We start from the raw sequence: 16,132 nt of genomic DNA on the forward strand, positions 1-16,132 counted from the left end.
GACCAGGGGATGACAGATGTCATGCCGGGGCCATGACACTGGGACGGATGTCCTGCCGGAGCCCTGCCGGAGCCGTGACACCGGGCGGCTGTCACGCCCGAGCGACAGAGCGGTGAGGGCCCCGCCCTGGACCGGGCGGGAGCCCTCACCGAGTGCTCCGACGGCTCGCCGAGTCAGCTCGGGTTGAGCCGAGTCAGCTCGGGTTGAGCTCGATCGTGCCGGTGCGCTCCTGGGGAGTCGCACCGCGCAGCGCCGGGCCCATGGCCTGGGCCACGTCGTCCGCGGAGACCTGGTGCTTCTTGCCGTCGCCCTTGGTGATCATGACGCCGTCGAAGACACCTTCCAGAAGCTCGTCGATCGCCTTCTTGTTGTAGACCTCGACGAGTTTGCCGTCGATCGCCTTCATGGAGAGGATCTTCGGGAGCGACCGGGCGGGGCCGAACTTGATCTGCTTGGCGCCCGCCTTGATCGTGACGAGGCCGGACATCGCGGGCTCGGCGAACTCCTTCATCGCCCGGTCGAGCTCGGCCTGGCTGATGCTGGGCCCGCGCGTGGCAAGGGGCAGTTCCACGATGTTCGGGCGGCCCGTCTCGACCTGGGCGCGGTAGGCGTCCTTGACCGAGAGCATGGAGCGGGCGACGTCCAGCGCCTGGCCCGACTTCCCGGGCACGGCGACGGCCTTGCCCGGCTCGAACGTGATCGTGCCCTCGGTGGCCGAGCCGGAGACGCCCGCGAGGTCGGTGAGCGCGACGCTCAGCTTCTCCTCGTCGACGAGGATCACCGGCTCGGCGACGCGCTCGCCGCCGAAGAGGGAGCTGATCACCGAGACGGGGTTGTAGTCGCTGCCCGCCGCGTTGCGGACGGTGGCCTGGCTGTCCAGCGAGAGCCCGGCCTTGTCCGGGGCGAGCTGCTCCTTCTTGCCGCCGACCGTGAGCTGGAGGGGAGTGAAGGCGCGCTCGCCGATGGCGGTGTCGAGCTTGCTGACCGCGTCCTCCTTGGTGCCGCCGCCGATGTCGACGCCGAGGACGGTGGTGCTCTTCGGCACTTCGGAGTGGTTCATCAGCAGACCCGCGCCGTACGCGACGCCGAGCAGGCCGACCACACCGGCACCGACGAGTACCAGCTTGGAGCGGCCCTTCTTGGCGGGCGCGGGGCGAGGAGCCGGGGCGGGGCGGGGCTCGGCGGGCGCGGGCGTCGGCACCACCGGGCCGACGGAACCGGCGCCGGGGCCCGCGGGGAACTCCGGTGCGGAGAACTCCCCCCCGCCCTGGGGACCGAGGCCGCCGATGTGCGGGGGCGCGAGCGGGTTCTGCCCGGTGCCGGAGCCGACCGCCGGGCCGCCGATGGGCGGGAAGGGCGAGCGGCGCTCGGCGGGGACCACGGGGATCCCGCTGGTCAGGGTGTCGCCGGAGACATGTCCCGCGGTCGGGTCGGAGACCGGTCCCGGGGGCTGCTGCGGAGTCAGGACGGCAGTGTCGTCGGACATCCGTGGCCCGCCGGATCCGGGGCCCTGCATGCCGGGGTCCTGTCCGGGACCGGGAGCGCCCGGACCGGGGCCCTGAGGCACGCCCTGGCCGCCCGTGCGCGGGCGGACCGGCATGCTGCCCTTGACCGGACCCGCGGTCGGTCCGACAGGGCCGCCCGGCGGCTGTGCGCCCGGCGCGCCGATCCCGGGAGCACCGGCGCCGGGAGCGAATCCGTTCGTACCGGGGCCACCGGGCGCACCGGAGGGCGCGCCGCCCCCGGTCGCCGCAAGGTCGCTGAGCGAGCCGGAGGTGCGCGGTGCACCGGGTCCGCCCTGCCCCGGATTGCCGGAGAAGTACGGGAGGCCGGCTCCGGGAGCGCCGCCGTTCGTGGACGGACCGGCCGACGGGCCCGCGGGGCCCGGAACCTGCCGCTGCCCCTGCCCTGAGGAGCCCGGACGTGAAGGTCCCGGAACCGAGGTCTCGGGACCCGAGGAGCCCGGACCGGCGGCCGGAGAGGGTGCCTGCGCGCCCGGGACAGACATCCCCGCGCCGTTCGTGCCGGACGACTTGCGCGGCGCGAACCAGTCGCTGGTCGGGGTCTTCTCCTCGGCCTGCGGCTCGGCCGCCGGGGCGTTCTGGGCCGCGTCGGGCCGCGGAGTGCTGCCCGTGCGCTCACCGTCCCGGACCGCGCCGGACTTGGCCGCGGAGGCCGCCGCCGCGTCGAGATCGCTCATCGGCGTCCGCATGACGACCGGCGGGATCGGCCGCGAGCCCGGGATGTTGATCCGGATGCGGGTGGTCAGCGTGGTCTCGGTCCTGGGCTCGTCCGAGTGCGGCTCGTCGGCCGCCGCGGGCTCCTCCGGAGCGTCCTGCGTGGGATGCAGCGACGGATACTGGCGGGATCCGTACGGCGGTGTTCCCGAGGGGTACGCGGCTCCACCGCGCCCCTGGGGGCCGGCGGACGAACTGTCAGTTTCACGACTCAAAGCAGGTTCTCCCGGTTGGCTCCGCCGCCCGCTTCTTACTGGACAACTACTGCTGCGGGCGGCTCGGCGGCGCGCACCACCATACTGGCCGCCGCCGACAGACACCCTGGGACTGTGGAAAGCGACATTCCGCCGACCGTACGGGCATGGCCAGTTCAGCGCCCTCCCACCCCTTGGGGCGACCACCATAAGGGCCCGCCGCACGGCGGGTGCGCCGGGGGTCCCACCCGAGGTGAGGGCTGTGCGGCACATGGACCCCGGACCGGCACACAGCCGTGGAAGAGGTACTTCGTCTCGCCGTCACTGTCCAAGTCGGCGGGGGGCGCCTCCTGGTTGCACGGCCCGCGACATGGTGGCGCACATCACAGCGACCGCCATGCCGACGAGCATGAAGATGAGCGGTCCGATTCCGGCGGAGAACACGCCGTCACCCTCCGGGCGTCCGATGCTCAGCACCACGATCGCCGCCAGCCAGCCGACGGCGGGAGCGAGGACGCCCAGCTGGGTTCCGGTCGCGCGCAGAGAGCCGTAGAACAGCCCGGCCGTGGCGAGCAGCGAGAGCACCAACCCGCCGGGGAACCAGGCCCCTTGGACCAGTGAGCCCGCGAGGCCGACCAGCCAGCCGAACACGGCGAGGCCGAAGTAGGCGGCGATCCGGCCGGGCTTCGGCGCACGGGTCAACCAGGCCCCGGGGATGTCGTGTCCGCTCATTCGGCTGCTCCTTCTGTTCCCGCTGTTCCCGGAGGGTCGGCATGGTCCGCACGGTCGGTGGGATGCTCGGACGCCTCCGCCCCCTCAAGGCCCTTGAGACCCGCGAAGAGGTCGTGTTCACGCTCCCCGGGCGGCGCTCCCGGCTCGCCCCGCACCAACTGGTAGTACTCCGTCGCGAAGACAGGCTGTCCCAGATCGTTGGAGAGTGCGAAGAAGGGGCCGTCCACGGCGATTTGTGTGGCATGCGCGCGCATCGCCGCCGTTTTCCGAGATGCGTACACCGTGCCGTCGATCTCCGTGGTGATCTCGGAGTCGTCCACCACACCCGGAATGTCGTTGATCTCCGCGATGCCGGGGAAGTCCGCTCCGCCTGCCGCCCTGAGCCGGGCGAAGCCCTCCTCGGCCACCGAGCGCGGCACCCGGTTCCAGTAGATCTTGGCGATGGCGTGGGCCTCGCCGAGGTCGCGCCGGAAGGCGCGTTCGCCGGCCAGCTCCGCGGCGCGCATCGCGACCCGGTGGGCCTGGATGTGGTCGGGATGTCCGTATCCGCCGTTGGGGTCGTACGTCACGAGGACCTGAGGACGCACCGAACGGATGATCTCCACGAGGTACGGAGCGGCGTCGTCGACGTCGGTGTTCCAGAACGCGCCCGCGCGGCGGTTCTGGGGGACGCCCATCATCCCGGAGTCCCGGAACCGGCCGGGCCCGCCGAGGAAGCGGTGGTCGGCGACGCCCAGCTCCTTCATCGCGGCGGCCAGTTCGCCGACGCGATGGGGTCCGAGCCGGTCGTCCCGGTCGGGCGCGAGGTGGGCGAGGTCCGGCGGAATGACCTCGCCCTCCTCCCCGAGGGTGCAGGTCACCAGGGTGACCTGCGCGCCGGTGGCCGCGTACAGGGCCATCGTCGCGCCGTTGTTGATCGACTCGTCGTCCGGGTGCGCGTGCACCAGGAGCAGACGACGGGCGGAAAGATCCTTCATAGGGACAGCCTACGAGGCCGCACCCGCCGCTCCAGGGTCACCGTCCAGAACGTGATCCCGCCAGAACTGATCCCGCTAGAACTTGATCCCGCCGATCATCCCGGCCACGTTCGTGGTCAGCTCGTTGATGGTCGGGGCGATCGAGGAGCTTGCGAGATAGAACCCGAGCAACACGCAGACCGCCGCATGCCCACCCTTCAGCCCGGACTTCCGGACCAGCAGGAAGACGACGATCGCCAGCAGCACCACCGCCGAAATCGAGAGTGCCACGGCGGTTCACCTCCACAGTTATTTGGACGGGAACGGGCAGGTTGCATGTGCCAGGGGGTTCATACCCACCTTGCGCTATGGATCATAACTATCCGTACCTACGCATCGATCGGTGCACAGCAGCACACGGGGGCGCACGGACGCTAGGTTCGGTTCCATGACCACGAGGCCTCAGCTCTCCTTCCCGCGTCAGTACGCCAGGACCCAGCGCTTCACACTCGGCGCACCGCGCGCCTTCACGGTGTCGCCGGACGGCTCCCGGGTGGTGTTCCTCCGGTCGGCGTCCGGAACCGACCGGGCGGGGCGGCTCTGGGTGCTGGACCTCGACGGGGACGCGGGCAGACCGCAGGAGCGGCTCGCCGCCGATCCGGACGCGCTGCTGGGCGGAGCACACGAGAAGCTCTCCCCGCAGGAGCGGGCCCGCCGCGAACGCAGCCGCGAGGGCTCCTCGGGCATCGTCGGCTACGCGGTGGACGAGGCAGTCGAGTTGGCGGCGTTCACCCTCTCCGGCCGGCTGTACACGGCCGAGCTGCGGGCCGGCACCGCACGCGAACTGCCCGTCCCGGGACCGGTGATCGACCCCCGGCCCTCCCCGGACGGCCGCCATATCGCGTATGTGGCGCAGGGCGCGCTGCGGCTGACACGGGCGGAGGGCGAGGGCGACCGGGCGCTGGCCGAGCCCGAGGACGAGCACACCACCTACGGCCTGGCGGAGTTCATCGCGGCCGAGGAGATGGACCGCTCGCGGGGCTTCTGGTGGGCGCCGGAGTCGGACCGGCTGCTGGTCGCCCGGGTGGACGAGCGGGAGGTGGGGCGCTGGTGGATCTCCGACCCGGCTCATCCGGACCGGGAGCCACAGCAGGTCGCCTACCCTGCGGCGGGCACGCACAACGCCGAGGTGCGGCTGTTCCTCTGCACGCTGGACGGGGAGCGTACGGAGGTGACCTGGAACCGGTCGCTCCACCCCTACCTGGCCAGGGTGCACTGGTCGGCCGCGGGCGCTCCGCTGCTCCTGGTGCAGGCCCGTGACCAGCGCACCCAGCTGTACTTGGCGGTCGACCCGGAAACGGGCGCGACGCGGACCGTCCATGTCGACGAGGACGCGGTCTGGCTGGATCTGTTCACCGGGGTGCCGGCCTGGGCGCCGGACGGACGGCTGGTGCGGATCGCGGACGAGGGCGGGGCCCGGGTGCTGACGGTCGGCGACCGGGCGCTGACCGGAGCGCAGCTGCATCCGCGGGCGGTGCTGGACATCGGCGAGAGCGATGTGCTGATTTCGGCGGCTGCGGGCGAGGAGGCCACGGATCCGGAGATCGGCGAGATCCATCTGTACCGGGTCAATGAGCTGGGGATCGAGCGCGTCTCGGACGGGCCGGGCGTGCACTCGGCCGTGCGTTCGGGCGGGGTGATGGTCCTGGCCTCGTCGGACACGGGGTCGAGCGGGACGACCGTGCAGGTGCTGCGCGAGGGCAAGCCGCTCGCCACGGTGACCTCGTACGCCGAACAGCCGGTGCTGAGCGCGCGCGTACGGCTGGTGGAGGCCGGCCGCCGGCGGATTCCCTGCGGCGTGCTGCTGCCTTCGGGGTACCAGGAGGCGGACGGCCCGCTGCCCGTGCTCCTCGATCCCTACGGGGGGCCGCACGGCCAGCGCGTGTACGCCGCGCACCATCCTTACCTCACCTCGCAGTGGTTCGCCGACCAGGGCTTCGCGGTGATCGTCGCGGACGGCCGGGGCGCGCCGGGACGCTCGCCCGCCTGGGAGAAGGCGATCAAGGACAACTTCCCGCTGACCCTGGACGACCAGATCGAGGCGCTCCAGGCACTGGCCGGGGCGTTCCCGCTGGACCTCGGGCGAGTGGCGATCCGCGGCTGGTCGTACGGCGGTTACCTGGCGGCACTCGCGGTACTGCGCCGTCCCGATGTGTTCCACGCGGCGGTGGCGGGGGCGCCGGTGACCGATTTCCGGCTGTACGACACCCACTACACCGAGCGCTATCTCGGTGATCCGGCGGAGCAGCCGGAGGTGTACGCGGCCAACTCCCTCGTCACGGAGGACGGGTTGACGGCGCCGGAGAACCCGGCGAGACCACTGATGATCATCCATGGCCTGGCGGACGACAATGTGGTGATGGCACACACCTTGCGGCTGTCGTCGGCGCTGCTGGCGGCGGGGCGCCCCCATGAGGTGCTGCCGTTGAGCGGGGTGACGCACATGACGCCGCAGGAGCAGATCGCTGAGAATCTGCTCTTGCTCCAGGTGGACTTCCTGAAGCGGTCGCTGCCTCGGCCAGGGCCGTCGAACTGAGCCCCACCGGCGCTTGAGGCCGTCCGGCGAGTGCGGTGCCGCGCCGCCGTGCCGCGAGTGCCGCCGTGCCGCGAGTGTGGCCGTGCCGCGAGTGCCGCCGTCCGGCGAGTGCGGCCGCGCCCGCAGGGCTTGTCCGCGATGTGTCCCGCCGCAGGAGCGGGGCGAGCGAGGCTCCCCCGCCGTCACCAGCCCGGCGGGGGCGAGGACGGGGGCGGGGGCGGGTACGACGGCTGCTGCCACCCCACCAGCCCCTCCTCCCTCTCTCCCCGGCGTGCCAGCGCAAGCAGCAGCACGGCACCCGCCGCCGTCTCGAACAGCCAGGACAGCACAAGGAGTTGATCGCTGGTCGGCAGTTCCCCGAGCCGGGCGACGAGGTCGTTCCGTACGGCGAAGTCCACGCCGCGCCCGCCCGTGCCGAGCAGGAGCAGCGCGGCGACCAGACCCAGTGGCCGGGCGAAGACCGCGTGGAAGATCGCGCCGAACGCGGACACCAGGGCGAGAACCGCGGTCACCGCGGCCAGCCAGCCCGGCGGTGTCCCGAGCAGCGGCAGCAGGACGTCCCAGCTGCCGGTGTATCGGTCGAGGTAGTCCGTGCCCCGGGACCGCGTGGCCGCGTTGACCTCCCACGCCGTCAGCACTGCGGCCCCCGCGCCCAGCAGCAGAAAAGCGAGTGCGGACACGCCCTGGGCCGGCCGGGTCGGCGTACGCTCCCAGTCGCCGGGGGCGGACGGCGCGCGCCGCCCCGCCGCGGCCGTGATGAGCAGCCCGACGCCGAGCCCCAGCGACGCGAAGGCGCAGTACAGCGCCCGCATGCGCAGTTCGTCGGTGGCCCTCAGCCCCATCCAGGAGGAGCTGAGCACCCACAGACCGGGCAACCGCACCGCGAGAGTGACCACGCCGGCGGCCACGAGCGCGGAGGCCGCGACCGGCGAACGGAGCGCGGCACCGGCCACGGTGACGTACACCGCGAGCAGGAGCAGGTCCTCCAGGGTGGTCGCCAGCGGGGCCGAAGCCGTGCCGCCGCCTCCGGCCCCGGTCCAGAACCGCCAGAGGCCCAGCGGATCGTCCACGATGGTGAGGTCCCGGGTGATCCACGCGCCGACGACGAGAGCAAGGGCGGCGCACAGCACCGCGCCGGCGATCCGGGCTCCTCGGGTCAGCGTCACCCTGCGATGGTCCATCGCCGCGCTGGGCAGAACAAGGGGCCGAGGCGCTCGGGCGACCGGCCGGAGCCACATGGCGAGCCCCGGGCCGGTCTACGGCACCCGCACGGCCGTACGCTGATCAGCCTGACGCGTCCGTATCTCGGAGCCGCGACGGACAAGTTGCCTGCGTGTAAACGAAATTGATATGCATTTATCCAGCTTTGTCCCCCACCTCTGTGCTCATGCCGGCCCGCCGCCCAGTTCTTCCTCGGTGGGCACCACATGCTTCTCCTCGGCGAAGTGGCACGCCGACGGATGCCGCGCAGGTCCCTCCCCCGCGCGGAAGACCGCCGGTACCTCCAGCAGCGGCACCTCCAGCTCGCAGCGCTTCTGCGCCTTCCAGCAACGGGTGCGGAAACGGCAGCCCGAGGGGATGTTCGCCGGTGAGGGGACATCGCCGTACAGGATGATCCGCTCGCGGTGCGCACGGGCCTCCGGGTCGGGGACCGGGACCGCCGAGAGCAGGGCCTGGGTGTAGGGATGCGTGGGGTGGTCGTAGATCTCCGCGTCCCTGCCGATCTCCACGATCCGGCCGAGATACATCACGCCCACCCGGTCCGAGATGTGCCGCACGATCGACAGGTCGTGAGCGATGAAGACATAGCTCAGGCTGAACTCGCTCTGGAGTCTGTCCAGCAGATTGATGACCTGTGCCTGCACGGAGACGTCCAGCGCGGACACCGGCTCGTCGCAGATGATGATCTCCGGGTTGAGCGCCAGCCCGCGCGCGATGCCGATGCGCTGGCGCTGACCACCGCTGAACTGGTGCGGATAGCGGTTGATGTACTCGGGGTTGAGGCCCACCACGTCCAGCAGGTCCTGCACCTTCCTGCGCCGTGAGCCCTTGGGCGCCACCTCGGGATGGATCTCGAACGGCTCACCGATGATGTCCCCGACCGTCATCCGCGGATTGAGCGAGGTGTACGGGTCCTGGAACACCATCTGGATGTTCCGGCGCACCGCCTTCAGCGCCCGCCCGGACAGCCTGGTGATGTCCTCGCCCTGGTAGCGGATCGTCCCCGCCGTCGGCTGCTCCAGTTGGACCAGCATCTTGGCGAGCGTGGACTTGCCGCAGCCCGACTCCCCCACGATGCCGAGCGTCTCGCCCGCCGCCAGATCGAGGTCGACGCCGTCCACCGCCCTGACCGCGCCGACCTTCTTCTTGAAGAGGACGCCCTGGGTGAGCGGATAGTGCTTGACCAGGTCCCGGACCTCCAGGATCGCCTCAGCCATGGAGTGCCTCCTGCCAGAAGTGGCAGGCGCTCCTGCGTCCCTCGGACACCTCGTACAGCGGCGGCTCATCGGTTCTGCACACGTCCCGGGCGAGCGGACAGCGCGGGTTGAAGGCACAGCCGGGCGGGATGTTCATCAGGTTGGGAGGCAGCCCCTTGATCGCGTACAGGTCGCGGCCCTTCTGGTCCAGGCGCGGGATCGACTCCAGAAGGCCCTTGGTGTACGGATGCGCGGGGGCCTTGTAGATGTCGTGGACCGGGGCCCTCTCCACGATCCGCCCCGCGTACATCACCGCGATCTTGTCGGCGACGTCCGCGACCACTCCGAGGTCGTGGGTGATCAGGATGAGCCCCATGCTCAGTTCGGTCTGGAGCGTGGCCAGCAGGTCCATCACCTGCGCCTGGACGGTGACGTCCAGCGCGGTCGTCGGCTCGTCCGCGATGATCAGCGAGGGCTCCAGGGCGAGCGCCATGGCGATCATGATGCGCTGCCGCATACCACCGCTGAACTGGTGCGGATACTGCCTCACCCGCTCCTTCGCCGCCGGGATTCCCACCCGCTCCATCAGCTCGACCGCCCTGGCGCGCGCATCCTTCTTCGACATCCCTCGATGGACGACGAACATCTCGCCGAGCTGCTCCCCCACGCTCAGCACCGGGTTCAGGGACGAGAGCGCGTCCTGGAAGATCATCGCCATGCCCACCCCGCGGACCCTCCGCCGCTCCTCCTCCTTGAGCTGCAGCAGATCCCGCCCCTGGAAGACGACCTCGCCGCCGGTGATCTTTCCTGGAGGCATGTCCAGGATGCCCATGATCGCCTGGGCGGTGACGGACTTGCCGGAGCCGGACTCCCCCAGCACGGCGAGCGTCTCGCCCTCGTCCACCGTGTAGTCGACGCCGTTGACGGCTTTGGCCACGCCGTCCCGGGTGTGGAACTCCACGTGCAGATCGCGCACTTCGAGCAACATGGCGGGCTCCTCAGCGCAGCTTGGGATCGAGGGCGTCGCGCACCGCGTCGCCGAGCATGATGAACGCGAGCACGGTGACCGCCAGCGCGCCGGCCGGCCAGAGCATCATGTGCGGGGCGTTGCGGATGTACGGGGCGGCGGAGGAGATGTCGATGCCCCAGGACACGGTCGGCGGCTTGAGGCCGACACCGAGGAACGAGAGCGTCGCCTCCAGGGAGATGTAGGTGCCAAGCGCGATGGTCGCCACGACGATCACGGGAGCGATCGCGTTGGGGGCGATGTGGCGCAGCAGCATCCGGGAGTTGGACGCGCCGAGTGCCCGTGCCGCCTGGACGTAGTCGTTCTGCTTGGCGGTGATGACCGAGCCGCGCGCGATACGGGAGAGCTGGGGCCAGCCGAGCAGGATCATGAAACCGATGACCGGCCAGACGGTGGAGCTGGTGACGACGGACAGAAAGACCAGACCGCCCAGGACCACCGGGATACCGAAGAAGATGTCGGTGAGGCGGGACAGGACCCCGTCCCACGCGCCGCCGTAGAAGCCCGCGAAACCGCCGAAGGCGGAACCGAGCAGCGCGACACCGAGCGCGGCGCAGACGCCGACGGTGACCGAGGCGCGGGCGCCGTAGACCGTGCGCGTGTAGACGTCGCAGCCCTGCCCGTTGAAGCCGAAGGGGTGGCCGGGCTGGGACCCCTGCTGGGACTTGGCGAGATCGCACTGGAGCGGATTCTGCGACGCGATCAGCGAGGGCCAGATGGAGATGATCACCAGGAAGATGATGATCAGACTTGAGATGATGAAGATCGGGTTGCGCCGCAGATCGCGCCAGGCGTCGGACCACAGGCTGCGGGGCTTCTGGGTGGACCCTGTGCCCAGCGGGCCGCCGGGCGTCTTCTCCAGCGTCGCGCCCTCGCTGGTCGCGAGGTCCATGGTGCCGCCCGCGCCGGTGGGGGCGATGGCCTCGTCCGGATCGAATCGCTCAGGCATACCGGATCCTCGGGTCGAGAACGGCGTACAGGAGGTCGACCAGGAGATTCGCCAGCAGGAAGACGATGACGAGCACGGTCACGAAGCCGACGACGGTCTGGGTGTTCTGGCGCAGAATGCCCTGGTAGAGCTGGTAGCCGACGCCGTGGATGTTGAAGATGCGCTCGGTGACGATCGCGCCGCCCATCAGCGCGCCGATGTCGGTGCCGATGAAGGTGACCACCGGGATCAGTGAGTTGCGCAGCAGATGACGGCTGACAACCCGTCGGCGCGGCAGCCCCTTTGCCTTGGCGGTGCGGACGTAGTCGGAGCGCACGTTCTCGGCAATCGAGGTGCGGGTGAGGCGGGTGACGTAGGCAAGCGAGACGGAGGCCAGTACCAGGCCCGGGATGATCAGCTCGTTGAGGGGCGCTTCCGGCGAGACGGCGGGTTTGATGACGCCCCACTCGACGCCGAGCAGCAGTTGGAGCACCAGGCCGGTGACGAAGGTCGGGACCGAGATCACCACGAGGGTGAGCAGCAGCACGCCGGTGTCGACGGGCCGGCCGCGCTTGAGGCCGGTGAGTACGCCGAGGGTGATGCCGATGATGATCTCGAAGACGATCGCGACGAGGGTGAGACGGATGGTGACCGGGAAGGACTCGGCCATCAGCTCGGTGACCTCCTGCCCGTTGAAGGCAGTGCCGAAGTCGCCGGTGAAGACATGGCCCATGTACGTCAGGTATTGCTGCCACAGCGGCTTGTCGAGCCCGTACTCCTTGCGCAGCTGGGCGGCTGTGGCCGGGTCGCACTGCCTGTCCCCGCACAGGCCCGCGATGGGGTCGCCCATCACGTTCACCATGAGGAAGATCAGCAGCGTGGCGCCGAAGAAGACCGGGATCATCTGCAGCAGACGCCGGATCACATAACGTCCCATGGAGGGCTCCGGGGGTCGTGGGAAGCGGGACGGCCCGGCGCGTAGAGCACGCCGGGCCGGTCTCTTCCGCCCGTCAGTTGACCTTGATCTCGTTGTAGACGGGGACGCTGAAGGGATTCAGCGCGACATTGGAGATCCCCTCCGAGTAGCCGGCGCTGCCGTTCTGGTACCAGAGGGGGATGGCGGCCATCTGGTCGCGTACGACCTCTTCGGCCTGCTTGAAGAGGTCGACGGCCTTGGCGGTGTCGGGCTCGGCGTTGGCCTGGTTCACCAGTTTGTCGAAGTCCGCGTTGCTCCACAGGCCGTCGTTGGACGAGGCGTTGGTGTAGTAGAGCGGCTGCAGGAAGTTCTGGATGAGCGGGTAGTCCATCTGCCAGCCGGCCCGGAAGGGGCCGGGCATCTTGTGCTGCCCGATCTGGTTGCGGAAGTCGGCGAAGGTGCCGACCGGGTTGCCGACGCACGCCTTGTCGTTGTCCAGCGCGTTGTTGATGCTGTTGCAGACGGCGTCGACCCAGTCCTTGTGCGAGCCGGTGTCCGCGTTGTACGAGATCTTCACCTGGCCGCCGGGGATGCCGCCGCCCTCCGTGATCAGCTTCTTCGCCTCGGCCGCGTTGTACTCACAGGCGTCGCCGCAGAGCGAGGGGTCGAAGCCGCCGTCCGCGCCGAGCACGGGCGAGGTCCAGTCCTTGGCCGGGGTGCGCGTGTTCAGGAAGATCGTGTCGGTGATCTGCTGGCGGTTGATCGCCCGGGAGAGTCCGGTACGGACCTTCGCGCCGTCCGGGGTGTTCCACGCCTTGTCGTAGAACGGGAAGGCGAGGGTCTGGATGATTCCCGCCGGGGTGTTGATGTACCGGTCGCCGAGGTCCGCCTTCACGTTCTTGAGCTGCGAGGCGGGCACGTCGTCGACAAGGTCGAGGTTGCCGGCGACCAGATCGGTGTAGGCGGTGTTGTTGTCGGTGTAGACATTCAGGTCGATGCCGCCGTTCTGCGCCTTGTCGGGACCCGTGTAGCCGTCCCACCGGCGCATCGACAGCTTCGAGCCCTTGGCGTACGAGTCGACGGTGTAGGGGCCGTTGCCGACGGGCTTGGCGAGCCAGGCGGCGTGGTCGTCGAAGAAGGCTGTGGGCAGCGGGGAGTAGGCGGAGTACCCGAGGGTGTCGGGGAAGGTCGAGAACTTCTGGTTGAGCTTGATGGTGAAGGTCGTGTCGCTCACGACCTTCAGCCCGGAGAGGGTCTGGGCGGTGGGCTGGCCCGTTTCGGGGTGGACCTGTGCGTAGCCGTCGATGTAGCCGAAGAAGTAGGCGTTCTTCTGGTTGTTCTTGAGGTTGGCGCCGTAGTTCCAGGCGTCCACGAAGGACTTGGCGGTGACCTTCTCACCGTTGCTGAAGTTCCAGCCGCTCTTGAGGGTGACCGTGAAGTTCGTCGAGTCCGTGGTCTCGATCTTCTCGGCGATCATGTCTTCGGCCGCGCCGGTCTTCGCGTTGTACCGCTTGAGACCGCGGAAGAGCATGTCGAGGACCTTGCCGCCCTGCACCTCGTTGGTGTTCGCGGGCTCCAACGGGTTCTGCGGGTCGCCCCACGAGGAGGTCACGATCCCGTCGGCGCCACTGCCACCGGCGCCGCTGTGGCTGCCGCCCCCGCAGGCCGTCGCCGCCAGGGCGAGGGCCACCGCGCATGCGGCACATCTGGCCTGCATGGCTCCACGCATGGAGTGCCTCCCGAGTCCTGAGTCTCACTTAGGACCGAATACCACCCCATATCAGAACAGACCGCACGTCAGCTTCGGCCGTCCGGACGAGCCGGCCGCTCGGCCCGGTGGGAGCACCCGCTCCGGGGGCGGGAAACGACGTGGGCGCCCGGACCACAAAGGTCCGGGCGCCCACGTTCACAGACAGAGCACTACACCGCGTGGACGACGTCCTTCTCCTCGGCGAAGTGGCAGGCGGACTCGTGTGCCGCCGGGGTGTCCTCGCCCTTGAAGCGCTCGGGGACCGCGAGCAGCGGAATCTCCGTGGAGCACTTCTCCTCGGCCTTCCAGCAGCGGGTGCGGAAGCGGCAGCCGGACGGCGGGTTCGCCGGCGACGGGACGTCGCCCACGAGAATGATCCGCTCCCGGCCCTCGCGGGCCTCGGGGTCCGGAACCGGCACCGCGGACAGCAGCGCCTGGGTGTAGGGGTGGGTCGGGTGGTCGTAGATCTGCGTGTCCGTACCGATCTCGGCCATCTTGCCGAGGTACATGACACCGACGCGGTCCGAGATGTGCCGGACGATCGACAGGTCGTGGGCGATGAAGATGTAGGACAGGTTGAACTCGTCCTGCAGCTTCTCCATCAGGTTGATGACCTGCGCCTGGACGGAGACGTCCAGCGCCGAGACCGGCTCGTCGCAGATGATGATCTCCGGGTTGAGCGCAAGACCCCGGGCGATGCCGATGCGCTGGCGCTGACCGCCGGAGAACTGGTGCGGGTACCGGTTGATGTACTCCGGGTTGAGGCCCACGACGTCCAGGAGTTCCTGGACCTTGCGGCGCCGGTCTCCCTTGGGAGCCACCTCGGGGTGGATCTCGAAGGGCTCACCGATGATGTCGCCGACCGTCATACGCGGGTTCAGCGAGGTGTACGGGTCCTGGAACACCATCTGGATGTTGCGGCGCACGGCCTTCAGCGCACGGCCGGAGAGCCGGGTGATGTCCTGGCCCTTGTAGAAGACCTCGCCGGCGGTCGCCCGCTCCAGCGTCATCAGCAGCTTGGCGACCGTGGACTTGCCACAGCCGGACTCGCCGACGATGCCGAGCGTCTCGCCCTGGTAGAGGTCGAAGGAGACCCCGTCCACGGCCTTGACCGCACCGACCTGCCTCTTGAACACAATGCCCTGGGTCAGCGGGAAGTGCTTCACCAGGTTGCGGACCTGGAGGATCGGCTCGCCCCGCTCGACGGGCACCTCGATCGCGGCCACGGCCTCCGCCTCGGTGGCGGCATCGACCGTCTCGACGTCGGTGACGTTCGGGGTGGCGTCCATGGGCTCGTCGGACTTCTTGAGCTCAGCCATGGATCGTCTCCTTCCAGAAGTGGCACGCGCTGCCGCGGCCGACCAGTTCCCTGCCGTCCTGCTCGGTCACCGGATGCAGTGCCGGGACGTCCGTACGGCAGAGGTCCTGCGCCTTGACACAGCGCGGGTTGAACGCACAACCGGAAGGCACACGCAGGAGGTTGGGCGGCAGACCCTTGATGGCGAAGAGCTCCTGGCCCTTCTGGTCCAGACGCGGAATCGAGTCGAGGAGACCGCGGGTGTACGGGTGCGCCGGGCGCTTGTACAGCTCGTGCACCGGGGCGGTCTCGACGATCCGTCCCGCGTACATGACCGCGATCTTGTCCGCGACGTCGGCGACGACGCCGAGGTCGTGGGTGATCAGGATCAGGCCCATGTTGTACTCACGCTGAAGCTCCGCGAGCAGGTCCATGACCTGGGCCTGGACGGTCACGTCCAGCGCGGTCGTGGGCTCGTCCGCGATGATGAGATCCGGCTCCAGGGCCAGCGCCATGGCGATCATGATGCGCTGACGCATACCGCCGGAGAACTGGTGGGCGTAGTCGTTGACCCGGGCCCTGGCGGCGGGGATCTTGACCCGGTCCATCAGCTCGATGGCCTTGGCCTTGGCATCCTTCTTGGACAGACCCTGGTGGACGCGGAACATCTCGCCGAGCTGGTAGCCGACGGTGAGGACCGGGTTCAGCGAGGAGAGCGCGTCCTGGAAGATCATGGCGATCTTGCGGCCACGGATCTGCCGGCGCTCCTCCGGGGACATCTTGAGCATGTCCTCGCCGCGGAAGAGGATCTCTCCCTGCGGGATCCTGCCGGGCGGCATGTCGAGGATGCCCATGATCGCCTGCGCGGTCACGGACTTGCCGGAGCCGGACTCGCCGAGCACGGCGAGCGTCTCACCGGCGCTGACGCTGTAGTTGACGCCGTTGACGGCCTTGGCCACACCGTCTCGGGTGTGGAACTCCACATGCAGATCGCGGACTTCGAGCAGCGAACCCTCGTAGTCGCTCCCGTCGCGCGGGGCGGGGACAGACGCGGTTTTGTCGATGATGGTCATGTCGTACGC

The 16,132-nt window shown here is 69.6% G+C and carries 13 protein-coding genes; 1 reads left to right on the plus strand and 12 read right to left on the minus strand.

The window, feature by feature from the left end; all coding sequences use genetic code 11:
* Nucleotides 1-193 precede the first annotated feature (193 nt).
* The 4 genes from OG293_RS11570 to OG293_RS11585 all read right to left on the minus strand — a co-directional run bounded on the left by OG293_RS11570 (nucleotide 194) and on the right by OG293_RS11585 (nucleotide 4,410).
* A complete protein-coding gene (locus OG293_RS11570) occupies nucleotides 194-2,452 on the minus strand; it encodes a hypothetical protein (protein ID WP_405998705.1) in 2,259 nt (752 codons plus the stop codon).
* 300 nt (nucleotides 2,453-2,752) lie between these two features.
* Nucleotides 2,753-3,163, minus strand: a complete 411-nt coding sequence (locus tag OG293_RS11575; RefSeq protein ID WP_405998706.1) for a DUF6113 family protein — start codon at nucleotides 3,161-3,163, stop codon at nucleotides 2,753-2,755.
* Nucleotides 3,160-4,140 carry an N-acetyl-1-D-myo-inositol-2-amino-2-deoxy-alpha-D-glucopyranoside deacetylase gene (gene mshB / locus OG293_RS11580; protein WP_405998707.1) on the minus strand — a complete coding sequence of 327 codons (981 nt, stop codon included), beginning with the start codon at nucleotides 4,138-4,140 and terminating at the stop codon, nucleotides 3,160-3,162. The genes OG293_RS11575 and mshB overlap by 4 nt, the downstream gene beginning before the upstream one ends.
* A 75-nt stretch (nucleotides 4,141-4,215) precedes the next feature.
* Nucleotides 4,216-4,410 (minus strand): hypothetical protein, encoded by a 195-nt coding sequence (locus OG293_RS11585; protein ID WP_142213873.1) that lies wholly within the window; start codon nucleotides 4,408-4,410, stop codon nucleotides 4,216-4,218.
* A gap of 157 nt (nucleotides 4,411-4,567) precedes the next feature.
* Here OG293_RS11585 and OG293_RS11590 point away from each other — a divergent pair, with 157 nt between their 5' ends.
* On the plus strand, nucleotides 4,568-6,715 hold the full coding sequence (locus OG293_RS11590) for a prolyl oligopeptidase family serine peptidase (protein ID WP_405998708.1): 2,148 nt from the start codon (nucleotides 4,568-4,570) through the stop codon (nucleotides 6,713-6,715).
* A gap of 182 nt (nucleotides 6,716-6,897) precedes the next feature.
* Here OG293_RS11590 and OG293_RS11595 read toward each other — a convergent pair whose 3' ends face one another.
* The 8 genes from OG293_RS11595 to OG293_RS11630 form a co-directional block, all read right to left on the minus strand.
* The gene (locus OG293_RS11595) at nucleotides 6,898-7,881 is read right to left on the minus strand and encodes a hypothetical protein (protein ID WP_405998709.1); all 984 of its coding nucleotides are present in this window, start codon (nucleotides 7,879-7,881) and stop codon (nucleotides 6,898-6,900) included.
* 219 nt (nucleotides 7,882-8,100) lie between these two features.
* The gene (locus tag OG293_RS11600) at nucleotides 8,101-9,222 is read right to left on the minus strand and encodes an ABC transporter ATP-binding protein (RefSeq protein ID WP_405998710.1); all 1,122 of its coding nucleotides are present in this window, start codon (nucleotides 9,220-9,222) and stop codon (nucleotides 8,101-8,103) included.
* Entirely contained in the window at nucleotides 9,146-10,120 is a 975-nt protein-coding gene (locus tag OG293_RS11605; RefSeq protein ID WP_405998711.1) for an ABC transporter ATP-binding protein, read from the minus strand. The genes OG293_RS11600 and OG293_RS11605 overlap by 77 nt, the downstream gene beginning before the upstream one ends.
* Nucleotides 10,121-10,130: 10 nt before the next feature.
* The gene (locus OG293_RS11610; RefSeq protein WP_405998712.1) at nucleotides 10,131-11,108 is read right to left on the minus strand and encodes an ABC transporter permease; all 978 of its coding nucleotides are present in this window, start codon (nucleotides 11,106-11,108) and stop codon (nucleotides 10,131-10,133) included.
* A complete protein-coding gene (locus OG293_RS11615) occupies nucleotides 11,101-12,024 on the minus strand; it encodes an ABC transporter permease (protein WP_405998713.1) in 924 nt (307 codons plus the stop codon). The genes OG293_RS11610 and OG293_RS11615 overlap by 8 nt, the downstream gene beginning before the upstream one ends.
* 73 nt (nucleotides 12,025-12,097) lie before the next feature.
* On the minus strand, nucleotides 12,098-13,732 hold the full coding sequence (locus OG293_RS11620) for an ABC transporter substrate-binding protein (protein WP_405998714.1): 1,635 nt from the start codon (nucleotides 13,730-13,732) through the stop codon (nucleotides 12,098-12,100).
* A gap of 191 nt (nucleotides 13,733-13,923) precedes the next feature.
* Nucleotides 13,924-15,072 carry an ABC transporter ATP-binding protein gene (locus OG293_RS11625; RefSeq protein WP_405998715.1) on the minus strand — a complete coding sequence of 383 codons (1,149 nt, stop codon included), beginning with the start codon at nucleotides 15,070-15,072 and terminating at the stop codon, nucleotides 13,924-13,926.
* Nucleotides 15,065-16,123, minus strand: a complete 1,059-nt coding sequence (locus OG293_RS11630) for an ABC transporter ATP-binding protein (protein WP_405998716.1) — start codon at nucleotides 16,121-16,123, stop codon at nucleotides 15,065-15,067. The genes OG293_RS11625 and OG293_RS11630 overlap by 8 nt, the downstream gene beginning before the upstream one ends.
* Nucleotides 16,124-16,132: the final 9 nt, after the last annotated feature.

The organism is Streptomyces sp. NBC_00829 (assembly GCF_045161795.1).
In the GTDB taxonomy this organism is placed as follows: domain Bacteria; phylum Actinomycetota; class Actinomycetes; order Streptomycetales; family Streptomycetaceae; genus Streptomyces.

What these genes read in the sequence shown, in the direction of transcription:
- OG293_RS11610 (WP_405998712.1), bottom strand. Translation starts at nt 11,108, where the DNA reads ATGCCTGAGCGATTCGATCCGGACGAGGCCATCGCCCCCACCGGCGCG.
- mshB (WP_405998707.1), bottom strand. Translation starts at nt 4,140, where the DNA reads ATGAAGGATCTTTCCGCCCGTCGTCTGCTCCTGGTGCACGCGCACCCG.
- OG293_RS11620 (WP_405998714.1), bottom strand. Translation starts at nt 13,732, where the DNA reads ATGCGTGGAGCCATGCAGGCCAGATGTGCCGCATGCGCGGTGGCCCTC.
- OG293_RS11590 (WP_405998708.1), top strand. Translation starts at nt 4,568, where the DNA reads ATGACCACGAGGCCTCAGCTCTCCTTCCCGCGTCAGTACGCCAGGACC.
- OG293_RS11615 (WP_405998713.1), bottom strand. Translation starts at nt 12,024, where the DNA reads ATGGGACGTTATGTGATCCGGCGTCTGCTGCAGATGATCCCGGTCTTC.
- OG293_RS11630 (WP_405998716.1), bottom strand. Translation starts at nt 16,123, where the DNA reads ATGACCATCATCGACAAAACCGCGTCTGTCCCCGCCCCGCGCGACGGG.
- OG293_RS11600 (WP_405998710.1), bottom strand. Translation starts at nt 9,222, where the DNA reads ATGAGCCGCCGCTGTACGAGGTGTCCGAGGGACGCAGGAGCGCCTGCC.
- OG293_RS11575 (WP_405998706.1), bottom strand. Translation starts at nt 3,163, where the DNA reads ATGAGCGGACACGACATCCCCGGGGCCTGGTTGACCCGTGCGCCGAAG.
- OG293_RS11605 (WP_405998711.1), bottom strand. Translation starts at nt 10,120, where the DNA reads ATGTTGCTCGAAGTGCGCGATCTGCACGTGGAGTTCCACACCCGGGAC.
- OG293_RS11625 (WP_405998715.1), bottom strand. Translation starts at nt 15,072, where the DNA reads ATGGCTGAGCTCAAGAAGTCCGACGAGCCCATGGACGCCACCCCGAAC.